This is a genomic window from Deltaproteobacteria bacterium, assembly GCA_029860075.1.
Classification (GTDB): Bacteria; Desulfobacterota; JADFVX01; order JADFVX01; family JADFVX01; genus JAOUBX01.
In genome coordinates this window covers 20014-43050 of the sequence record JAOUBX010000036.1, presented here as the reverse complement: position 1 = coordinate 43050, position 23037 = coordinate 20014, and the positions used below count along the sequence as shown (strand labels likewise).

General features: G+C 47.2%; 16 protein-coding genes. 9 read left to right on the top strand and 7 right to left on the bottom strand.

Annotation, left to right across the window (positions count from 1 at the left end; translation table 11 throughout):
• Both OEV42_11940 and OEV42_11935 read left to right on the top strand, forming a co-directional pair.
• Positions 1 to 1197, top strand: a 1197-nt coding sequence (locus tag OEV42_11940) for a LysM peptidoglycan-binding domain-containing protein (GenBank protein MDH3974981.1), incomplete at its 5' end; no start/stop codon positions are given.
• A 255-nt stretch (positions 1198 to 1452) separates the two neighbouring features.
• On the top strand, positions 1453 to 2055 hold the full coding sequence (locus tag OEV42_11935; GenBank protein MDH3974980.1) for a response regulator: 603 nt from the start codon (positions 1453 to 1455) through the stop codon (positions 2053 to 2055).
• 34 nt (positions 2056 to 2089) lie between these two features.
• Here OEV42_11935 and OEV42_11930 read toward each other — a convergent pair whose 3' ends face one another.
• The 7 genes from OEV42_11930 to OEV42_11900 all read right to left on the bottom strand — a co-directional run bounded on the left by OEV42_11930 (position 2090) and on the right by OEV42_11900 (position 13236).
• Entirely contained in the window at positions 2090 to 4366 is a 2277-nt protein-coding gene (locus tag OEV42_11930; GenBank protein MDH3974979.1) for an RNA-binding transcriptional accessory protein, read from the bottom strand.
• Positions 4367 to 4647: 281 nt separating this feature from the next.
• Complete coding sequence (locus OEV42_11925; GenBank protein MDH3974978.1) at positions 4648 to 6819, bottom strand: UvrD-helicase domain-containing protein; 2172 nt, start codon at positions 6817 to 6819, stop codon at positions 4648 to 4650.
• The gene (locus tag OEV42_11920; protein ID MDH3974977.1) at positions 6819 to 8579 is read right to left on the bottom strand and encodes a chloride channel protein; all 1761 of its coding nucleotides are present in this window, start codon (positions 8577 to 8579) and stop codon (positions 6819 to 6821) included. The genes OEV42_11925 and OEV42_11920 overlap by 1 nt, the downstream gene beginning before the upstream one ends.
• Positions 8579 to 10408, bottom strand: coding sequence for a glutamine--fructose-6-phosphate transaminase (isomerizing) (gene glmS / locus OEV42_11915; protein MDH3974976.1), 1830 nt, complete (start codon positions 10406 to 10408; stop codon positions 8579 to 8581). Before glmS ends, OEV42_11920 begins: the two co-directional genes overlap by 1 nt.
• 3 nt (positions 10409 to 10411) lie before the next feature.
• Positions 10412 to 11791, bottom strand: coding sequence for a bifunctional UDP-N-acetylglucosamine diphosphorylase/glucosamine-1-phosphate N-acetyltransferase GlmU (gene glmU / locus OEV42_11910; GenBank protein MDH3974975.1), 1380 nt, complete (start codon positions 11789 to 11791; stop codon positions 10412 to 10414).
• An 8-nt stretch (positions 11792 to 11799) separates the two neighbouring features.
• Positions 11800 to 12327, bottom strand: a complete 528-nt coding sequence (gene hslV, locus OEV42_11905; GenBank protein MDH3974974.1) for an ATP-dependent protease subunit HslV — start codon at positions 12325 to 12327, stop codon at positions 11800 to 11802.
• A 24-nt stretch (positions 12328 to 12351) separates the two neighbouring features.
• Positions 12352 to 13236: a tyrosine recombinase XerC gene (locus tag OEV42_11900; protein MDH3974973.1), complete on the bottom strand. Its 885-nt coding sequence runs from the start codon at positions 13234 to 13236 to the stop codon at positions 12352 to 12354.
• A gap of 160 nt (positions 13237 to 13396) precedes the next feature.
• On the opposite strand from OEV42_11900, the gene OEV42_11895 reads away from it, so the two are divergent.
• The 7 genes from OEV42_11895 to nrfD all read left to right on the top strand — a co-directional run bounded on the left by OEV42_11895 (position 13397) and on the right by nrfD (position 23034).
• A complete protein-coding gene (locus OEV42_11895) occupies positions 13397 to 14824 on the top strand; it encodes a diguanylate cyclase (GenBank protein MDH3974972.1) in 1428 nt (475 codons plus the stop codon).
• A 330-nt stretch (positions 14825 to 15154) separates the two neighbouring features.
• The gene (purH, locus tag OEV42_11890) at positions 15155 to 16714 is read left to right on the top strand and encodes a bifunctional phosphoribosylaminoimidazolecarboxamide formyltransferase/IMP cyclohydrolase (protein ID MDH3974971.1); all 1560 of its coding nucleotides are present in this window, start codon (positions 15155 to 15157) and stop codon (positions 16712 to 16714) included.
• Positions 16715 to 16924: 210 nt separating this feature from the next.
• On the top strand, positions 16925 to 18124 hold the full coding sequence (locus tag OEV42_11885) for a cofactor-independent phosphoglycerate mutase (protein ID MDH3974970.1): 1200 nt from the start codon (positions 16925 to 16927) through the stop codon (positions 18122 to 18124).
• 107 nt (positions 18125 to 18231) lie between these two features.
• Positions 18232 to 19185 carry a class II fructose-bisphosphatase gene (glpX, locus tag OEV42_11880; GenBank protein ID MDH3974969.1) on the top strand — a complete coding sequence of 318 codons (954 nt, stop codon included), beginning with the start codon at positions 18232 to 18234 and terminating at the stop codon, positions 19183 to 19185.
• A 354-nt stretch (positions 19186 to 19539) separates the two neighbouring features.
• On the top strand, positions 19540 to 21126 hold the full coding sequence (locus tag OEV42_11875; protein MDH3974968.1) for a nitrite reductase: 1587 nt from the start codon (positions 19540 to 19542) through the stop codon (positions 21124 to 21126).
• 151 nt (positions 21127 to 21277) lie between these two features.
• Positions 21278 to 22114 (top strand): 4Fe-4S dicluster domain-containing protein, encoded by an 837-nt coding sequence (locus OEV42_11870; protein ID MDH3974967.1) that lies wholly within the window; start codon positions 21278 to 21280, stop codon positions 22112 to 22114.
• 11 nt (positions 22115 to 22125) lie between these two features.
• Positions 22126 to 23034 carry a polysulfide reductase NrfD gene (nrfD, locus tag OEV42_11865; GenBank protein ID MDH3974966.1) on the top strand — a complete coding sequence of 303 codons (909 nt, stop codon included), beginning with the start codon at positions 22126 to 22128 and terminating at the stop codon, positions 23032 to 23034.
• Positions 23035 to 23037 lie beyond the last annotated feature (3 nt).

Sequence of the window (23037 nt, the reverse complement as noted above, 5' to 3'; positions counted from 1 at the left end):
CCGGGAGATGGAGAGGAAAAGAAAAAGGAAAGCCATGGTGAGGCGCGGCAATTTACCGGCCCCGCCCATATTGGAATTGAGGCAGGCGAGGTTCCCATTGCCTCTCAGGGAGGTTTGGAAGAAACGGCCCGGCAGGAAGAAGAGGAAGAAATGGCCCGGGGAGAAAGGGAAGGGCTGGCCGCAGGGCTTGAAGAGGAGGGGAAATCGGGTATTGAGGGCAAGGAGGAAGCTGTTGAAGAACCCCTTTCCCCCGTCATGAAGAGTGACTCCGCCCATAAGCCGGCTGAAGGTGAGAGCGGTGAAACAGCGGCAATCGATGGCCCTGAGACAGGGGAAGAAGGCAACGGTGAGGAAGTCTCTGAAAAAATGACCGAAAGTGAAGCCGACGGGCCCGGTCCGGCTGGCGAGGCAGGGCCGGAAGAGGAAGAAGCGGTTCAGGGAGAAGAGGAAGTAGTGTGGGCGGAGCTTGAAGATGAAGGAGAGGCTGATGATGCTGATGTCGAGTGTGGCACAATGGAGCCATTGCAGGAGCAGGCAGCGGCTGAACTTGTTAGTGCTGTGGAGTATCCAGAGGCCGGGTTAACATCGGTGGGCGATCCCGGCGAAGTGATGAAATCGACGGCTCTTCCCTCCGGCCCTTCTCCCGCCCCTGTAGATGGGGCTTCCGGCGATAAAGGCAGAAAATGGCTTATATATGGTTTACTCCTTTTTTTACTGATGCTTGCCTTATTTGTTGTCATGCAATTTGAAGACACAGGCAGAGATATTGAAAAGGCAAGCATAATAAAGAAGGATGTTATATCCGGAAGGGGGAGTGCCGGTGAGAGATCCCCCATACTTAGTGAGACAGAGGGAGTGAAAGGGGAAGGCGAAGAAAAAGGGCAGAAAATAGGCCGCCTTGAAGAAGAACCCTCTTCCGTTGCAGCTGAGGCCAAAGGAGGCAATGAGGAAGATACGTTCCTTCTAATGGAGATAGAGGCATTGACAGATAAAATCTCCCTAAAAAGAACAAAAACAGTACCGAAAGGTTCCCGCATATATAAAGTCAGGAAGGGCGATACCTTGTGGGATATAGCCGAGAGCATGACCGGTAATCCTTTTGATTATCGCAGCCTTGCAGCCGACAGCAAGATTAAAAATCCCGATCTTATTTATCCGGGGCAAAAAATATTAATCAGAATCATAGAGGGGGACTAGTACTTGTTTCACTTCGCCATTTTACGGCTTCATTAGGGAAAAGAATGAGGGTATTGTCGATCAGCCTGCTGAAAAATGTGTAAAAAAGGGCCATACTTACAATCTGAATATCGAAATGATCTTCAAATTTCTTTGCTCCTTATTCGTTCCTGCTTTTTTTAAATGCACTCCATCCTGCAATACCCGCCAAAACCTGTTAAAATAAAGAAATCAGGACCGCAGGATAATATACTGCAAGGAAAAGGGAGGCTAAAAATGGGAGAGGCTGCTAAAAGGATGTTTTGCCCCAGTTGCGGGGAGAATGTTGATACTTTCGTCCTGGAAAGGGAGGGGGCTGCGCCGGGTGATCTGGCGGAGGAATTGCTTTGCAGTCATTGTGGAATGCTGGTTGTCGACCAGTGCAAAAAAGAGGTCAGTCCGGTAGAATCGATCCTCATATGCGACGACTCTTCAATGATCAGGGAGCTGCTGGGGGATGTGCTCACTAAAAGCAAGCTGGCGAAGAAGGTTGTTGCATCCAGGGATGGTTCAGACTTTATTACCTGTTTTACAAAAAGCATTATGGAAAAGTCCTTTTTTTCTCTCGTTGTGCTCGACCTTGCCATGCCTGTTTTAAATGGCACGAATGCAGCCATTGCCATGAGAGCCATCGAGAAGGCGCATCATATGAAGCCTGCTCCCATACTTTTTTTTACCGCCTACAAGTGTGATGAAAATTTCAAGAAAGTACTGTCTTTCTGCAAGCCTGCGCTCTATGTGAATAAAGGCGTTAGTTCGACGCCGGACCTGCTCGCGTCGAGAATCAGCCAGGTAGTGGAGCGATTATTGAAAAACAGCCAGGGTGCTTTGGGCAGATAAGGGTTTGCCCATAAAATAATAAATCTTCTTTTCCCTACTTTTTAAAAGCCGCCGCAAAGGGATTATTTGAAAAGGCCGGTTTTGGCGCTTTGGGTTTTTTAGTGTGCCTTGTCTGTTTTTTCCCATCTTTTACTTTTCCGGGGCTTTCCTTCTTTTTCGTCTTTGGCGCCGGGCTTTTCCCGGGTGTGCTTTTCATGGAGAGGGAAATGCGGTTTCTTTTAAGGTCAACTTCCAAAACGGATACGATCACTTTCTGTTGTACTTTAACGACGTCGGCCGGATTTTTAACAAAATTATCGGACAGCTCGCTAATATGGACCAGACCATCCTGATGAACACCGATATCGACGAAGGCGCCGAAAGCCGTTACATTCGTCACGATACCGGGAAGTTTCATTCCCTCCTGCAGGTCTTCCGGTTTATCAATGTCTTCGGCAAAGGCAAAGGCCTCAAAACTCTTTCTCGGATCACGGCCCGGTTTTGCCAGTTCGGCCATAATATCTTCCAGCGTGGGTCGTCCTACCGTTTCAGTTATGTATTTTTCCAGATCGATCTTTTTTCTTAGCTCTTCATCGCTCATGAGGTCTTTGACCAGGCAGCCCAGATCCTTTGCCATAGTCTCTACAATATTGTAGGATTCGGGATGGACAGCGCTGGCGTCTAGCGGGTTTTCGCCCCTTAATCTCAAAAAGCCGGCGGCTTGCTCGAAGGCCTTTGCGCCGAGGCGGGGTACCTTCATAAAGTCCTTCCTCGATTTGAATGGCCCCGCCTCGTTACGGTAGTCGATAATGTTTCCTGCCAGCTGAGGGCCGAGACCTGCTACATAGGTGAGTAACTGCTTGCTGGCGCTGTTTATCTCCACACCGACGGCGTTGACGGAGCTTATGACTACATCATCGAGGCTTTTTTTCAGAGCGCTTTGATCGACGTCATGCTGGTATTGGCCCACACCGATTGATTTAGGGTCGATCTTGACAAGCTCGGCCAACGGATCGATAAGGCGCCGCCCGATGGAGACCGTTCCACGTACGGTCAGGTCGAGATGGGGAAATTCTTCCCGTGCCACTTCCGAAGCGGAGTAGATGGAGGCACCACTTTCATTGACCATAACGATTTGTACAGAGTGGGGGAGGGTAAGGGAACGTACAAAGGCCTCTGTTTCGCGCCCCGCCGTTCCGTTACCGATGGCAATGGCGTCAATAGTGTATTTTTCGCAGAGTGCAAGGATCTTTTGCCCCGCTTCGCTTTTATTCTTTTCCGAATTGTGCGGATAAATGGTGTCGCTTACAAGCAGCTTCCCCTGGGAGTTGAGGCAAACTACCTTACAGCCTGTGCGGAATCCGGGATCGATGGCGAGCACATTTTTCTGCCCCAGAGGGGAGGCGAGCAGAAGTTCCCGCAGGTTGTCCCTGAAGACGTGGATTGCTCCCTCGTCTGCCCTCTCTTTCGTCGCCAGACGTACTTCTGTTTCCATGGAGTTGGCAAGGAGTCGTTTGTAGCTGTCGGCTACTGCCGGCTTTACTTCTTCTGAAGCTGCATTGTTTGCCTTGATAAAGAGCTTCTCCAGGATATTAATGGCTTTTTCTTCATCGGGCCTGAAACTGAGGACGAGAAAGAGCTCCTTTTCACCACGGCGCATGGCAAGAACGCGGTGTGAGGGGGCTTTTGCCAGGGGCTCTGACCAGTCGAAATAATCTCGGAACTTGGCTCCCTCTTCATCGCGGCCAATGATAAGGCGGGATGAAATTCTTCCTTCTTTAAAAAAGAGATCCCGTATTTTTTGCCGGGCCTCCTGGTTTTCATTAATCCATTCGGCCATAATATCACGGGCTCCAGCCAGGGCGTCTTCTATGCTGCCTACTTCCTTTTCGGCGTCGATAAAGGCCTCTGCCTCTTCTTTCACATCAACGTTGCCTTGTTCAAATATCAACTCAGCCAGCGGCTCCAGCCCTTTTTCCCGGGCAATGGTGGCCCGTGTTCTTCTTTTGGGGCGATAGGGGAGGTAGATATCTTCAAGCTCCGTCAGGGTGGTGGCAGCTTCTACCTTTTCTTTTAACTCATCACTAAGGACTTCCTGATCTTCCAGTGATTTGAGAATTGCTTCGCGTCGTTTATCAATTTCCCTCAGCTGCTCCAGACGGTCGCGAATGGCCGTGATTTGTACTTCATCGAGACTTCCTGTGGCTTCTTTTCGGTATCTGGCTATAAAGGGAACCGTACCCCCTTCGTCAAAAAGGGTGATTACGCTGGTAACCTGGTAAGGTTTGATCGATAGTTCCCGGCTGATGATGGTGATATGCTTTTCGGACATGTCTGTTCTCCTGTTGTTTATTACCGAAAATTCGGTATCAAGGTTGTTTTGAGCGGGAGTATAGTAGCAAAGGGGTTAGTTTATAGCAAGCTGGTTGCTAAATTTTTTGACCACCGAAAGAGTGCCTGTAAAAGCATACCACCCCCAGCACCTGCTAATACAGGAGGGGAGTAAGTAAGCAAAAACCCAAAAAAATCCCCTCCTTGATAAGGAGGGGCTGGGGGTGGTTGAATAAATTACGAAGTACCTTTTACAAGCTGACTTTATCTCTGCCTCCAGCATTATAATCTTTCAAGAGCTGAATATTTAAGAACAAGTTTTTTAAGGCCAAGCCGTGGAAAATAGATGCTTATTTTGGCTTTATCCCCCGTTCCTTCTCCCCCTCTTACAACCCCTTCTCCAAAGGTGGGATGCCTCACTTTCGTTCCCCTTGCAAAACCCTCTGCTTCCCCACTACTTGCGCCATCGCTGTCGCCAAAGTTGAACTGTGGACCGGAAGGCGCCGACCTTGCCTTTGTGGAAAATACCTCACTTTGATAGCCTTCATTGAAGGAAGGAGTGATATTGACCCGCATGAGGAGTTCTTCGGGGATGTCGCTTACGTACCTCGATGGAATATTGTGCTGCTGGGCGCCAAAGACCCTCCTCTTGTCGGCATAGGAAAGATAGAGCTTTTCCATGGCCCGCGTCATGCCTACATAACAGAGCCTGCGCTCTTCTTCCATTGCTTCAGGGTCGTCCTTTGACAGGCTGTGAGGGAATAGTCCTTCCTCCATACCGACCATGAATACGACGGGAAATTCGAGTCCCTTTGCGCCGTGGAGCGTCATAAGTGTGAGCCTTTTTTCATTCCTGTCTATTTTATCGACTTCACTCATGAGGGCGGCCCTTTCAAGAAAGGTTTCGATGGAATAGTCTTCACCTTCTCCAATCATTTCCCGCATGGCTTCTTCCAGTTCTTCGAGGTTTTCGAGCCTGCTTCTCGCTTCGACACTTTTTTCTTCTTCCAGCTTTTTAAGGTAGCCCGTTTTTAACAATACTTCTCTAAGCAGGTCCGGCAGTTCAAGTTCATCTTTTAGAGAAATGAGTTCTTCTATGATTTTTTTGAAGGCTATAATTTTGGCATTATTTTCTTCGAGTTCAATGGCGTTGTAGAGAGAGGTCCCATGATCAAGCGCTCTTGATTCAAGTGTTTCTGCACTCTTTTTGCCGATGCCCCGAGGCGGATTATTGATGATCCTTTTGAGGGCCACCGTATCGTCGGGATTGATTATTACTCTCAAATAGGCAAGGATATCCTTGATTTCCATCCTGTCGTAGAATTTCATGCCACCGATAACGGCATAGGGAATGCCCCGCTTTACCAGATCATCTTCGATAACCCTTGATTGGGAATTGGTCCGGTAGAAAATGGTGAAATCATTGTAATCTTTTCCTTCCCTGCTTCTTATGGATGAAATCTCATCAATAACGTATCTTGCTTCCTCGTATTCGTTGGCCATGCGGCAGATGGTGACGGGCTCGCCTTCTCCCGCCTCGGTCCAGAGTTTCTTGCCCTTGCGTCCCATATTTTTTTCAACGACGGCCCCTGCTGCCGAGAGTATTCTTTGGGTAGAACGATAATTCTGTTCGAGCCGTACAAGATGAGCACCGGAAAAGTCTCTTTCAAAATCGAGAATGTTTTGTATATCGGCCCCCCGCCAGCGATAGATGGATTGATCGTCATCACCGACGACGGTGATATTCATTGTATTGCCCGAAAGGAGTTTTATGAGGGTGTACTGAACGGGATTGGTGTCCTGGTATTCATCGACAAGGAGGTGGCTCCATTTTTTCCGGTAGTCGTCCAGTATACTTTCGTTCTCCTTAAAGAGTTTTACCGTCAGGTAGATGAGATCGCCAAAGTCAAGGGCATTACCCTGTTTCATCAGTTCTTCATAGTCCTCGACGGCGGTGATGATCTTGTCCCTGAAAAGACCGTAAGTTGAAGCGGCTGCTTCTATTGGCTTGATGCCTCTGTTTTTGGCGTCATTGATGATGGCCTGTACTCTTTTGGGACTGATGGATTTCTCATCGATGCCTATTCTCTCGAAGATGGTCTTTATTGCAGATATCTGGTCTCTGTCATCGTAAATGACGAAGTTCGATGAATAGCCGAGGTCGTCGATATTCTTTCTGAGTATGGAAGCGCAGATAGAGTGGAAGGTTCCTACCGATATGTTCATTCCTGCAGGACCGAGCAGATTACCTATTCTTTCTTTCATTTCACCTGCCGCCTTGTTGGTAAAGGTAACGGCAAGGATGTTCCAGGGAGGGATGGCCATCTCTTTTATGAGGAAGGCGACCCGGTAGACAAGCACTCTCGTCTTGCCTGAACCTGCGCCTGCAAGGACAAGGAGAGGGCCGCCACGGTAAGTGACCGCCTCATATTGGCTGCTGTTGAGGGATTCCATTACTGCTCCTTAAGGCTCTGTTCCAGAAGACCCTTGTTGTAGGCGGAAATAATGTCCCGGCGTGAAAGCATGCCGACTATTTTTTTGGGATTGTTTTTGGAAACAACGGGGAGCTGCTCAATATTTTTAGTACCTATTTTCTTGAAGGCGTCGTCCAGGTTTTCCTCTGCCGTAATGGTAATAACATTTTCCGTGGCCAGTTCCTTGACAACAATGAGGTCTTCAAGGCCGCTTTCAAATATGACCTCCTTAAAGTCCTGGAAAGAGATGATTCCCGTCATCATTTTGTTTTCATCTACAACGGGAAAGTTGGAGTACTTACTTTTTGTTAAAAACTGGTTGAACTGTCTCAGCGTCATGTTTTCAGGTATGGACTGGGCTCCTTTGGCCATGGCCTCTTTAACGAGAATGCTTTGAAGAATGTTTACCTCTTTACCTGCCTGCAGGTTAATTCCCTGCCTTGCCAGCTTCATTGTGTAAATAGATTCTTTCGAAAGGTAAGAGGCAAAAAGGGTGCTTGTGATGCATGTGAGCATGAGCGGCAGTATAATTTTATAATCGGAAGTCATCTCGAAGATGATCATGATGGCAGTGATGGGTGCATAGGTGCTGCCGGCAACGACGGCCCCCATTCCGACGAGGGCATAGGCCCCTGAAGACGCTGAAAGGGTAGGGAAGATGGCATGGGCAATTTTGCCGAAGGCCCCGCCTGTAGCCGCCCCAATGAAGAGAGAGGGTGCAAATACACCGCCTGAACTGCCGCTGCCGAGGCTTAATGACGTTGCAATAATTTTTAAAAAAATAAGGGCAAATAAAAGATAAAAGGGCATTTCCCCCAAAAGCGCCATGTCAATGACATGATAGCCGACACCAAAAATATGAGGTGAAAAAATACCGATGGCTCCGATCATAAGGCCCCCTATAGCTGCTTTAAAATAGGGAGGAATTTTAACTTTATTATTGAAAAAATCCTCAGTACCGTAGAGCGCTTTGCTGAAGCTGACGGCAACAACGGCTGAAATGAGGCCCAGCATAATATAGGCGGGAATTTCCAATGGGCTTACCAGCTCATATTTGGGTACGTGAAAGACGGGAACGTCCCCCCACCATGCACGGGAGATGATGGTAGCAGTAACGGCTGAAATGACGAGGGGAGAAAAGGTGGAAAAGGCAAGGTCGCCAAGGATAACCTCCAGAGAAAACATGACTCCTGCAATGGGGGCGTTAAAGATGGCTGCAATACCGGCGGCAGCGCCGCAGGCCACCATGGATTTCATCTTTTTACCGGAAAAGTTAAGGGACTGGCCCAGCACGGAACCGAGGGCTGAACCGATCTGCACAATGGGACCTTCGCTTCCCACCGATGATCCTGTGCCGATGGAGATTGCCGAGGCGATCGCTTTTGCGCCTGCTACCCTTCGCCTGATAATACCGCCGCGAAGCGCAACGGCGCTCATCACTTCCGGTACACCGTGGCCCTTTGCTTCGCTTGCAAAAAAGTAGATAATGAGACCCACAATGAGGCCTCCAATAGAGGGAACGAGCAGCTTTTGGTAAAAGGGAGCTTTTTCAATGACATAATAAAGCTCTCCCGCTCCGCCATAAAATAGCCACTGGATTCCCTCGATGGTATATTTAAAGAGGATGGCTCCAAAACCGGCAAGGACGCCGACAGCAACGGCCAGAATGGTAATATGGGCGTACTCGCTCTCCTTTATTTTGTCTATAAAATATTTTAAAGAAAGAGAGGAGTTATTCATTATTCTACGGTCACACTCTTAGCAAGGTTTCGTGGTTGATCTACGTCTGTACCGAGGTGCACTGCCACATGATAGGAAAGGAACTGGAGCGGTATGGTCATGAGAAAGGGACTGATAAAGGATGATGCCCCGGGAATCTCGACAAGACGGTCAGCCCTGGAAGATATTTCCTTGTCACCTTCAGAAAGAATGGCAATGACCTTGCCGTCTCTCGCTTTGACTTCTTCAAGGCCGGCAAGCACCTTATCGTAAAGATCGCCTTCCGGGGCGAGTATGACGACAGGCATGTTTTCGTCGATGAGCGCTATGGGGCCGTGTTTCATTTCTCCCGCCGGATAGCCTTCGGCATGAACGTAGGATATTTCTTTTAACTTAAGCGCACCTTCCAGGGCAATGGGGTATTCAATGCCCCTTCCCAGGTAGAGAAAATCCCGGTATTTTGAAAAATCCTTGGCAATCTCTTCAACGGCGCCATCTGTCTGAAGGGCCTCTTCTGTAAGGGCCGGAAGGTGCTTGAGGGCCGTAATGTGTTCCTTAAAGTCGGCATTGCTCAGGTTCTTTTTTGTTTGTGCAAGATAAAGCGCCAGCAGATAAAGGGCCGCCATTTGCGTGGTAAAAGCCTTTGTCGATGCGACCCCTATTTCCGGTCCGGCATGGGTATAGATAACGCCATCGGTCTCTCTTGCAATGCTGCTTCCCACAACATTACAGATGGAAAGTGTGAGAGCGCCTCTGTTTTTAGCTTCTTTGATGGCGGCAATAGTATCGGCCGTTTCACCGGATTGCGTGACGGCGGCGACAAGGTCGCCTTCCCTGATGATGGGCTTCCGATACCTGAATTCTGAAGCAATATCAACTTCTACCGGTATTCCGGCAATATTTTCAATGAGAAACTTGCCGACTAAAGAGGCATGCCACGATGTGCCGCAGGCTACAATAGTGATTTTGTTTATCTCCCTGATTTTTTCCTCTTCCATGTTGAGGTCTTCAAGGTATATTTCTCCGCTCTCTTCCCTGATTCTTGGGCCGATCGTATCAGCAAGGGCTCTCGGTTGTTCATAGATCTCCTTGAGCATGAAGTGGCGATAGCCTCCCTTTTCGGCCATGACGGGGTCCCAGGTGATCCGCTTTGTTTCCCTGTCCGTTTTCATACCCTTTGCGTCGTAAATCTCTATATGGCCGTAACTGAGCGAGGCGATATCACCATCTTCCAGGTACTTTACGTCCCGTGTCCGCCATAAAATAGCCGGAATATCGGAGGCAATGTAGCTTTCCCCCTCTTCCATGCCTATGATGAGGGGGCTCCCTTTTCTCGATGCAATAAGTCTTCCCGGATCACTCTCCTTCATAACGGCGATACCGTAACTTCCTTCGACCTTTGCCAGGGCCTTCCTGACGGCAGTGACAAAGTCCCTTTCAGTTTTAATGGTTTTCCATATAAGGTGGGCGATGACTTCCGTATCGGTCTCCGATTCGAATTTGTGCCCTGCCGCTTCCAGTTCACGTTTTAGTTCCAGGTAGTTTTCAATAATGCCGTTGTGCACGAGGGTGATATCTCCTGCCCTATGGGGATGTGCATTGATTTCAGAGGGTTTGCCGTGAGTAGCCCATCTCGTGTGGGCAATTCCTGTTGTTCCCTCAACGGGCGATGATCTAAGGTCATCATCCAGGGCTGAAACTTTGCCCTCTTTTCTCCTGATAACAACGCCTCCATCAACATTGACTGCGATGCCTGCAGAATCATAGCCTCTGTATTCCAGCCTTCTAAGACCTTCGATGAGGATGGGCTGAGCTTCACTTCTTCCCGTATAACCGATAATTCCACACATCTTTTACTCCCCCCTCTCTTTTCTTCTCTTTTCGGGCCACCCTTTTATACATCTTTGTTCGGGGCGTGTGAGAGACAGAGAGGCCGGAGGAACCGTTTTTGTAATAGTTGATCCGGCGCCTATTACCGACCCTTTGCCGATTGTGACCGGAGCCACCAGGTTTGTGCCGCTTCCAATGAAGGCGCCGTCTTCTATAACCGTTTTGAACTTACGGTATCCATCGTAATTGCAGGTAATGGTGCCGGCCCCTATGTTTACACCCTGGCCAACGTCGGCATCACCGACATAGGTAAGGTGATTTACTTTGCTCCCCTTACCGATGGTCGCTTTTTTAATTTCCACAAAATTACCGACTTTACCACCCTCACTGATGATACTTGCCGGCCTTATATGGGCGAAAGGGCCAATGGCCGTCTTTTCTCCCAGCCTTGAATCGGTAATAACGCAGTAGGGTTTTATGTGAGTATCGTTTCCTACGTGCGAATCCTTGATGACGGCGCCTGATTCTATGGCGCAGTTTTCACCGACCAGAGTTTTTCCTTCCAGTCTCACCTGGGGATAGATTGTCGAGTCTCTTCCCACTTGAACCGTACCATCAATGTAAGTGCATTCCGGATCGATAATAGTTACTCCCGCAGCCATAAGGTCATCTGTTATTCTTCTTCTCATGATAGCGCCTGCCTCGGCCAGTTCCTTGCGGCTGTTAATTCCCATTGTTTCACTGCTGTCTGTTATTTTCGACCAGCCCACTTTTTTGCCTGCCTCGCTCCCTATTTTTATGATATCGGTAAGATAGTACTCCCCCTGAGCATTATCTTTTCCCACACTTTCCAGGGTCTTAAAGAGGAATTCGCCATCGACACAGTAAACACCGCTGTTGATTTCGCAAATGCACTTTTCTTCGTGGGAGGCGTCCTTTTCCTCGACAATTCTGAGGATTTCTGACCCATCCTTGATAATGCGGCCATAACCCTGTGGATTTTCCATGTCCGCCGTGAGAACGGTGACGCTGTTCTTATTGTCCAGGTGACTTTTAACGAGCCCTGTAATAGTCGTTGATTGTATGAGCGGAGCATCGCCGCAAAGGATAACCACGGGGATGGACTTGTCTTGAACAGAGTCTTTGCAGACCATGACGGCATGTCCTGTTCCGAGTTGTTCTTCCTGGACGACAAAAGCCATGTCCTTAAGAGCCAGCTTTTCTTTAACTGAATCGGCGCCGTGACCTATGACGGTTACTATTTTTTCCGAGCCCGCTTCTCTTGCCGCATCGACGGGATAATGGATCATTGCTTTTCCGCAGAGGGGATGCAGAACCTTGGGCAGTTCCGACTTCATTCTCGTCCCTTTGCCTGCGGCAAGTATAATAGTGGTAAAAATCATTTCCCCCTCTATAATTCTTCCATGACAATGTTATTGTTTGTATAAACACAGATTTCTGCCGCTATGTTCATTGCTTCATGAGCGATTTCATTTGCGGGAAGCTCTGAATGCTTGAGCAATGCTCTCGCTGCTGCAAGGGCGAAAGAACCACCTGATCCGATAGCCGCAATACCGTCATCGGGTTCGATAACGTCACCGTTTCCCGATATAATAAAGGTATGGGATTCGTCGGCAACGATCATGAGCGCTTCCAGCCGTCTGAGCATTTTGTCGGTACGCCAGTCTTTTGCCAGCTCGACGGCGGAACGCGTAATATTGCCGTTATGCTGTTCAAGCTTTGCTTCAAACAGTTCGAAGAGTGTAAATGCATCGGCCGTAGCGCCTGCAAAACCGGCAATAACGGCATCCTTGTAGAGTCTTCTTACTTTTCTCGCCTTGTGTTTCATGACTGTGCTGCCTGTCGTAACCTGTCCGTCACCGGCGACGGCTACCTTGCCGTCTTTTCTTACGGCGACAATTGTTGTTCCTCTAATCATTTTCTGTGGTCCTGTGTCTAAAAATCAAGATTTTTTGGCCCTTGGGTGGGCCTTGTCGTAAACTTCCATCAATTTGTCTGTCGTTATATGGGTATACTTTTGCGTCGTCGACAGGCTGGAATGGCCTAACAACTCCTGGATTCCCCTGAGATCGGCACCTGCATCGAGAAGGTGGGTGGCAAAGGAGTGTCTTAATGTATGAGGACTTCCGTTGCCCGGGATTCCTGCCTTTAGTAAATATTTTTTTACAATTCTTGCAATACTTCGGGTGGTAAGTCTCTCCCCCCGGTAGTTTAGAAAGAGGGGGCCGTTTTTTGCGTCCCCGCCACCTGCAATTCTTGATTCGCAGTAGGCATTAATCGCTTCAAGCGCTTTGCCTCCCACAGGGAGGCGCCTTTCTTTATTTCCCTTCCCAATGACTTTAATCATCCCGGCGGCCATGTCTATATTGCAGATGTCAAGGCGGACAAGTTCTTCGGCCCTTAAACCTGAAGCGTATATAAGTTCAAGAATGGCCCTGTCTCTCACAACGAGCGGCTTTTCAGAACGGGGCGCATCCATTAGCCTGAAAATGTCATCGACTGAAAAAAAGCCGGGTAGTTTCTTTTCAGCCCTGGGGGTGGCAATTCCTTCAAAGGGGCTTGTTTCTATAATCTCTTCTCTTGAGAGATACCGGTAAAAACATTTAATAGCGGCCAGCTTCCTGCCTGTAGAGCTTTTTGTGTTTTTTTTCTGAAGAAGGGCCAGGTACCTTCTTATTGCAAGAGGGTCCATATCTATTTCAAGGCCCTCATCATTCAGGTAATTATTGTACTGGTCAAGATCGCTTAAATAATTTCTTATGGTATGATGAGAGAAATTTTTCTCATATTTCAAGTGTTTTGTAAAACGCTCTATGTATTTCTCGATAGCCATATGTTTTCTTGACGTAAGTTAACAATTTAATAACATAAATGACGAAATAATCCAACAAAAATACTCTTCATGTAACAGGCGTGCTTAATGTATGATATTATGTTAATAATAAATTACTTAGACAAGCGCTTTAATTTTAGTAAAGATTGCTGCCATGAGCGATAAAAAAATGATTCTTGTTGTTGATGACGAACCTTTTTTTCGCCAGATAATGACCGATATCCTGAAAGAGAGGTATACCGTTGTTGAATCTTCAGACGGTAAGCAGGCCGTAATTACAGCAAGGGAGCGTTTGCCCGACCTTATTATTCTCGATGTGGAAATGCCGGGGAAAAGCGGTATAGAAATCTGCAGGGAGTTGAAGGATGACTTTGCAACCCGCAACATTCCTCTCATTATACTTACGTCCAGGAGCGGAACCAATGATATTGTGGAAGGTCTCAATGCCGGCGCCGATGATTATCTTTCCAAGCCTGTTCACCCGCCGGAAGTTCTTGCCAGAATAGAATCACACTTACGGACAAAAGGTTATTATACCAATCTCGACCAGAAAGACCTGGTTTTGCTTCTTGAACTTTCAGAGACCATTTCCGTTTCCCGGAACCCCAGAAAAATTCTTCGTTATATTGTCGATAAGGTTGCCGATGTCATTGATGTGGCCAGATGTTCCATCGTCAGCCTGAACAGCAATAATGAGACTGTCGTTAAGGCGAGCAATGACCTCATGGCTGACAAAGAAATCCGTATCGATCTCGACAAGTATCCTGAAATAAGAAAGGCGCTTGAAACGAGGAAGACCGTTGTTGTCAACAATATCAAGAGTGATCCCATTATGGCGCCTGTTAAGCACCTGGTAGAACCTCTTGACTTTAATTCCATTATCGTTGTTCCCATGATCAGGAAAGAGAATATTATAGGCACCTTTTTTCTGCGTACTGCGTCTCCATTGGTCAACGGTATCAGCGATCGTGCCGTCAAGCTATGCCAACTCATGGCCAATATTTCTGCCAATGCCCTGGAAAATGCCATTCTTTTTGAATCAATGAAAACAGCGCAATTTCACCTGGAGCGCATGGCCATTACCGATGGCCTGACGGGCCTTTTTAATCACCGGTACTTTTATGACCGGCTGGAAGAAGAGTTTTCCAGGGCCCGCCGTTATGAACATGACCTTAGCTGTATCTTTATGGATCTCGATAATTTCAAGAAGATAAACGATGTCTACGGCCATCGTGCCGGTGATGAAGTATTGCGTAGTGTTGGCCTTTTTGTCAGGGAGGTTGTTCGCGAAAGTGACATTGCCGCCCGTTATGGCGGTGAGGAATTTGCTGTTCTCCTGCCTGAAACGAGTATATGCGGCGCTATGGATATGGCAAGGAGGCTTCACTCAATGATCAGGGAGCACTCTTACCCTTTTGTCGAAGGGGGAAGGGTGACCGTCAGCGTCGGTGTTGCCCTTTATGATAAGGAATCTGTCAATTCTCCCGATCAACTGATGCAGGTTGTCGATAATGCCATGTACATGGCCAAGGAACTCGGTAAAGACCGGGTTTTTGATGCTGCTCACCTCAAGTCGGACTGACCTCTCTTCCATAACCATTCAATAAATATGAAAAAAATCGGCAGCCATGAATAATGGCGCCCGGTAAAGCCTCTTTATTCCTTACTTTTATTGACAGTTTGCCCCTTTTTGGCTATTATAGCGCCTCATTATATAGTTAGTGTTCATCCAGAAACTATAATAAATCAAACTATGTTTTCAATTCGGAAAGGAGGGATTTTTTGCAAGGTCAAGGAAATCAAGGGTTTCGCCGAGTCGTACTGCTGTACGTCGCACAAGCAAATCTGAAGATTGACGCAGAGATTGCGAAAAAGCACCCTTTCCGGATGAAAACTAGTTAAGGAGTAAAAGATGGCTTTGGTTAAAAGAGCGCTTATCAGTGTCTCCGATAAGAGTGGAATCCTGGAATTTGCAAAAAAACTTGAAGAATTCGGTGTTGAGATCCTGTCAACGGGTGGCACGGCAAAACTATTAGCTGAAAATGGCCTTTCTGTTAAGGAGGTTGCCGACTATACCGGTTACCCTGAAATGCTTGACGGCAGGGTAAAGACCTTGCACCCTAAAATCCACGGGGGATTGCTTGGGCAGAGAGAAAATAGCGCCCATGTTGAAAAAATGAATGAACATGGCATCGAGCCCATCGATATGGTCGTCGTCAATCTCTATCCCTTTGAGGAAACCGTTGCAAAAGAGGGGTGCACCTTTGAAGAGGCCATTGAAAATATCGATATCGGCGGGCCTACCATGCTGAGATCTGCGGCGAAGAACCATAAGGATGTTTCAGTTGTTGTCGATGCCGGTGATTATGAAAGCGTCATTTCGGAGATGAAGAAAAATGGCGGCAAGGTTTCCGGCGACACAAATTTTTATCTTGCTAAAAAGGTTTTTCAGCACACTTCCGCTTATGACGGAGCCATTACCAATTACCTGACTTCATTAAAGGGCGGGGAAAAAAATGAATATCCCGACGTGCTTTCGCTGCAGTACAGTAAGGTACAGGATATGCGTTATGGTGAGAACCCTCACCAGACAGCTGCTTTTTATAAAGAAGCTGATATTGAGGAACCTTGTGTTTCTAATGCGCTTCAGCTTCAGGGCAAGGAGCTTTCATTTAATAACATTGCCGATCTGAATTCTGCCATTGAAATTGCAAAGGAATTTTCAGAGCCTGTTTCCGTTATAATCAAGCATAACAATCCCTGTGGTGTTGCGCTTGCCCATGGAGACCTCGTTGAGGCCTACAGGAGGGCAAGAGATTGTGATCCTGTTTCCGCTTTCGGCGGGGTTCTCGGTTTTAACAGGATTGTTAATGTGGAAACGGCCAGGGAAATTGCATCCACCTTTGTAGAAGCCGTTATTGCACCGGGCTATGATGATGAGGCGTTGAATGTTTTTAAGGAGAAAAAGAACCTTCGCCTTCTCCAGATCCCCCTTCTTTCACCCTTTCATCAATTGGGTTACGATTTAAAGAAGGTAACCGGCGGGCTTCTGGTGCAAACGAGAGATACGGCAAAGATTAATTTGGAAGAACTAAAGGTTGTTTCCAAACGAAAGCCGACGGAAGAGGAGCTAAAGGCCCTGGACTTCTCATGGAAGGTTTGCAAGCATGTCAAGTCCAATGCCATTATCTATGCCCATGGAGACAGGACCGTTGGTGTCGGCGCCGGTCAGATGAGCCGTGTCGATTCATCAAAGATTGCCGTTTCCAAGGCCCAATCGCCTGTAAAGGGGACGGTGATGGCTTCTGATGCCTTCTTCCCTTTCAGGGATGGTATTGATGCCGCAGCGGAGGCCGGCGCTACGGCCGTTATTCAACCGGGAGGCTCTATCAGGGATGACGAGGTCATTGCTGCTGCCGATGAACATAATATGGCCATGGTTTTTACCGGCATAAGGCATTTCAAACATTGATTTTAAAAAGGGCCGGCCTCAATATTGAGGCCGGCCCTTTTTGCTTCTGCTCCTTTTCGTGCTTTGTCAGTTGCCCATAGCAAAATTGCTTCCTATGCCCCTGCATGCCGATGCGATATTATGAGAAAAAACGCTTTCGGCTTGATATATCGATTAAATAATGTATACTTTTTTCTTTAAAAATCAGCTGAAATTTATGTGGAGAATCTTTTGAAATATATTGTGTTATTAGGTGACGGGATGAGTGATTATCCTGTAGAAAGCCTGGGTGGAAAAACGCCGCTTGAGTACGCCCGCACACCCAATATGGATTTTATAGCCGGCGAGGGGATGATTGGGCGGGTTAAAACCGTTCCTGACGGTTTCCCTCCCGGAAGCGATGTGGCAAATCTCAGTGTTTTTGGCTATGAAGTGGCAAAATACTATACGGGAAGATCTCCCCTTGAGGCGGCCAGCATGGGTGTCGCTCTCGAACCGGATGACGTGGCATACCGCTGTAACCTTGTTACTCTCGTAGAGGGGATGGGGGGGCTTATTATGGATGATTTTAGCGGTGGCCACATATCGACTGAAGAGGCTTCCCGGCTTATTGCCGAGCTTCAGGAAGGGCTGGGCAGCGAAGAGTTTACCTTTCACCCCGGCGTCAGCTATCGTCACCTCCTTGTCTGGAAGGGTGGCAGTGACAGACTGGAGACGACGCCTCCCCATGATATTTCCGACAGGGTTGTTCTTCCTCACTTTCCATCGGGAGAAGGGGCCGGAGCTATTTCCGATCTCATGAAACGATCTCGGGAAGTGCTTGAAAAAAGCGAGGTCAACCATAAAAGGGTAAGAGAAGGCAAAAAGCCTGCCAATTCAATCTGGCTCTGGGGGCAGGGGAAGAAGCCTAAAATGCCCGACTATCAGAGTCGCTACGGCTTGACAGGTTCCGTTATTTCGGCAGTGGACCTGCTTAAGGGGATCGGTGTCTATGCCGGGCTGGATATTATAAACGTGCCCGGCGCAACAGGATATATCGATACGGACTATGCTGCCAAAGCCTCTTATGCACTGAAGGAACTGGAAACAAAGGATTTTGTTTATCTCCATGTGGAAGCGCCTGATGAAGCGGCCCATAGTGGCAGCCTGGAAAATAAAATCAAGGCCATAGAAGATTTTGATGAAAAGGTGGTCGGTACTGTTCTTGAAGGATTGAAGAAGTTTAAGAACTACAGGGTATTGCTTATGCCCGATCATGCCACGCCCATTTCTTTGAAAACCCATACGGCGGACCCTGTCCCTTGTGCAATTTATCCGGCTACTGATGGAGGGTTTTGTTCGCCGGCCGGCTATAATGAAAGGGCTGCTGAAAAAAGCGGATTTTTTATCAAAAAAGGGAGTGATATTATGAATCACTTTCTGGCCCGATAAACCTGTTCTTTGTGGTATGTACACGAAAGTACCTTCAATAAAGTAATTTCCTGACATAATTTTGCAGGAAAATTTAAAAGTTACTAAAAAAAATAGACGAGGGGATTATGGACAGAAATCTGGCATTAGAAGCTGTGAGGGTTACGGAAGCTGCGGCCCTTGCAAGCGCAAGACTCATGGGACTTGGTGATGAAAAAGCTGCCGATCAGGCGGCAGTTGATGCAATGAGGAGGGCCTTTGATGCAATCCCTTTTGCCGGCAGGGTTGTTATCGGCGAGGGAGAGCGTGATGAAGCCCCCATGCTTTACATCGGCGAAGAAGTGGGTTCGGGAAAATCCCCACGAATTGATATCGCGCTGGACCCGCTTGAAGGGACGACTATTTGTGCTACAGGCGGTAATAATGCGCTTTCTGTTATCGCCTTTGCAGAAGAAGGCAAGTTTCTTCATGCGCCTGATACGTATATGGAAAAAATTGCCGTTGGCCCCAGGGCGAAGGGATGCATTGATATTAATGCCACTGTTACGACAAATCTTACTGAAGTAGCCAGGGCGCTCGATGTTAATGTAGATGATCTGACTGTAATTATTCTTGATCGGCCGAGACATGCTGAAATTATCAGTGAAGTTCGTGAAAGCGGCGCCAGGATAAAGCTGATTGGTGACGGTGACGTTTCTGCGGCAATTGCCACCTGCAAGGAGGGTTCCGGTGTGGATTTGCTCATTGGAACAGGTGGCGCCCCCGAGGGGGTTATTGCCGCTGCGGCCCTCAGGTGTATTGGCGGAGATATGCAGGGACGGTTAAAGCCGAGAAATAACGAAGAAATTGCCAGGGCGGCCAAGATGGGGATTGACGATATAAATAAAGTGTATGCCATCGATGAACTGGCGTCAGGTGATGTCATGTTTGCTGCAACAGGTGTAACGGATGGTGATTATTTACAGGGTGTTCGCTTTTTTAAGGGGGGGGCTGTGACCCATTCTGTTGTCATGCGTTCCAAATCGATGACGACCCGTTTTATTGAGGCGACGCATCACTTTAGAAGTAAGCCCGTATATTGATTGATAGACTTGTTGAGTTTGTTTGTGACTTTTTTATCAATACCTGGTTGCCGGCGAGTAGTTAAGAAGGGTTAGTTCTTATGGACTATGGCTCTTAACCCTTATTGGCTAGGAGTTTCAGAAAGAGACAAAAAGATCCCTTTTTTTCTTGACAAGGGGGTTTAGTCAGCATAGAATTCGCATCACGGAAAGCAGGATTGTGCCATGAATTGTTCTTTTGTTTATACAAAAGTTACGTGCTTATAGACACTTTTTTTAATAACGAAGGGAGGGGATATAAGAAATATTTGCAATAATTTAAGATTTTAGGCTAGTAGGTAGTTTGTTTATCAATTATTTTTTAAGGAGGAAAAGATGGTAAAAAGATTCATCAGTGTAGCAGTACCTTTCCTGTCGGTTGCCCTTATCGCCGGCACATCCCTGGCAGCGCCAAAGCTTTCCAAGGATGAATTCGCAAAAGCTCAGGACCTTTATTTCGACAGATGTTCAGGTTGTCATGGCGCCCTCAGGCAGGGTGCAACGGGCCCAAATATTACCCCTGAAAAAACTCTTAAGAAGAGCCTCGCCAAGCTTGAGGACGTACTTTATAATGGCACCGAAGGCGGTATGCCCGGTTGGGGTAAAGACGGATTTATGACCAAAGCAGAAACAAAGCTTATGGCCAAGTACATCCAGCTCGACCCACCAGCACCACCCGAGTGGGATATGAAGAAGATCAAGGCTTCCTGGAAGGTTCATATTCCTGTTAGCAAGAGACCAAAGTCACCTCAAATCAAGGGCTGGAAGAACTTCTTCGGTGTTATCCAGAGGGATGCCGGTAAGGTTTCCATCATTGATGGAGACAAAAAGAAGATTCTCGCAACACTTCCTTCCGGTTTTGCTGTACATATCCTGAGGACTTCCGCTTCAGGTCGTTACATGTACTCTATCGGTCGTGACGGTAAGGCAACAATGATTGATATGTGGTCTAATCCACCAACTCTTGTTGCTGAGATCAAAACAGGTATCGACGCAAGATCTATTGATACTTCCAAGTATAACGGTAAAAAAGGTAACTTCAACGATAAGTACGCCGTTGTTGGTAACTACTGGCCTCCTCACTACGTTATTATGAAGGGTGATACACTTGAGCCTCTCAAGGTTGTACGTACCAGCAGCTACACCTATGACACTAATGAGTACAAGGAAGAAACTCGTGTTGCTTCAATCGTTGCTTCTCACCACGAGCCTGAGTGGGTTCTTACCCTCAAAGAGGCCGGTATTGTTGTACTTGTAGACTACAGCAAGGTTGATGTAGGAACGGTTGTTGAAACCAAAATCAACGCTGAAAGATTCCTCCACGATGGCGGATGGGATTCAACAAAGAGATACTTCCTCGTTGCAGCTAACATGAGGGATACGGTTTCTGTCATCGATACGGTTGAAAGAAAGCTCGCTGCAAACGTAGAAGTTGGTACCAAGCCTCATCCCGGTCGTGGCGCCAACTGGATTGACCCTGAGTTCGGTCCTGTATGGGCAACGGTTCACCTCGGTGAAGGGCTTGTATCCATCATCGGTACTGATCCGAAAGGTCACCCCAAGCAGGCATGGGAAGTTGTAAGAGAGTGGAAGCTTGGTGGTAACTCTCTCTTCATCAAGACCCATCCCAAGAGTAAAAATGTTTACTGTGATAACACCATCAACAAGAACAAGTCTAACGTAATCACCGTATTCAACAAGAATAACCCAACTGCTGATCCAAAAGAGCTTGTATTCGAGAAGAAGGTTGTTCACCTCGAGTACAACCAGGCAGGTGATGAGATGTGGGTTTCTCTCTGGGATAAAGACGGTGCGCTTATCGTAATTGATGATAAGACACTGAAAGAGAAGACAAGAATTACCGGTCTCGTAGCTCCAACTGGTAAGTTCAATGTCTACAACACCATGAAGGATATTTACTAAGATTGACCAATTTAAGGGTTGGGTGGGAAACCACCCGGCCCTTTTTTTTACCCTCATGAATCTGAAAAAAAGTGATTAATAATTGTCTCATCAGATTAAACGTTTTTTTGCAGCTTCATCCCAATAAAAACTAAAGCAGGAGACCTTTTCTATGTCGAAACGGGCATATGGCATACAGTCACCACCAAGCTATGGAGTAGAAGGTAAAAAACGCTATGGCATGGTGATTGATTTAAGACGGTGTACCGGCGGCGGCGCATGCATGATGGCATGTAAAGCTGAATTCGGTACGCCTCTCGGTGTGTGGCGTATGTGGCTGAAGGAAGAGAATCGGGGGACTTTTCCTAATGTAACTAAAACAGTAATGCCCGCTCTCTGTAATCACTGCGATTACCCCATTTGTGTAAGAAACTGCCCCACAAACGCGACTTACAAACATCCTGACGGTTTTGTTCTTCAGCGTTATAACCGTTGCATCGGTTGCCGAACCTGTGCCATTGCCTGCCCTTATAATGCCAGGCACTTACTGCCCTATAAGAGAACAGACGATGATTTGCCTACGAGGATAGTTGATAAGTGCAGCTTTTGTATTCATAAGGTCTCCAGGGGGCTTCAGCCGGCCTGCGTGTCTGCCTGTACGGCAAGGGCTATCATCTTCGGTGATTTAAATGATCCCGATAGTGAAATAAGTAAGCTCATCAGTAAAGAAAGGGTTTCTGCCCTCAGATCCGATATGGGAACAAGTCCTATGGTGTTTTATATTGGAATGGATGGCAGGGGCGTTGCTGATCCTGATGATTGTTACGATAAGAGAAGTGCCATGCTGAGAGATGATTTTGATGAATATAAACGTTATCATAAAGGAGAACAGCATGGTGATATTATAGAGGCCGAGTCTTCTCCCTTGGGTATGACTAAGCAGCTTGCCACCAATATGTTTAACTTTTTAGTAGAAATCCTGGAAAAGTCGGGAATCATTAAACACTAGGGAGGGGTACTTTGGAACGCGAAATAATTGCCAACGCTTATCACCACGTATACTGGGGTGTCCCTATTGCCGTTTATTACTGGATGGCAGGAATCAGCGAAGGTATATTCATGATTGCCAGTCTTGGCTGGGCTTTCGGTATTAAACGTTTCAAATCTATTTCCCTTTATACAACTATCATAGCTGTTTCTCTTATTTCAGCAGTCCAGGTGCTTCTTGTCTTTGACCTGGGACGTGTTGAGAGAGCGCTTCACCTCTTTCCAATTGTTACGGGCTACTGGCATGAGTCTGCTCCTCTGGCATGGGGAAGCATCCTCGTTTTTGCCTATACCATTGGTGCAATCCTTTACGGTATTTTCGTTTATTTGAAAAATGAAAAATTGGCAAGGTTTTTTGGGTTATTAACCTTTCCTCTGGCCGGTGCACTCTGTTGGTATACGGGAGTGGCGCTTGAGCTAAATCCATCTCGTCATCCTAATCATACCGGTATGGCTGCTTTGCTTTTCTTTGTCGGTGCCAATCTCTCCGGCTGGGGAGCTTCATGTTTGCTCATTTGGGCTCGCGATTATTTTGTTAAACCGGAAAATCGTATTAGTCCGGATGTTATTTTGATGCTCGGTCAAATGCTTCTTATTGGGATTACCTTTGATCTTTTTCTCGTCTTTTCAGAATTTTTACAGATGAGTTACGGCACTGCTCACGAATACCATACGCTGTCAATTATCAAAACTGTTTTTAAGGGTGCTGTTCCTTTCTGGTATATGGGTGTTGGACTTGTTATTCCTTTTATAATATTCCTTACTCCCTTTGGAAGAAAGAGGGAGGGCATTGTTGCCGCATCGGCATTTATCGTTGTTGGTATGTTTGGTATGCGTGTCGGTTGGGTTCTTGTAGGTCAATTCAGTCAATCCTTCTTTTAGGGA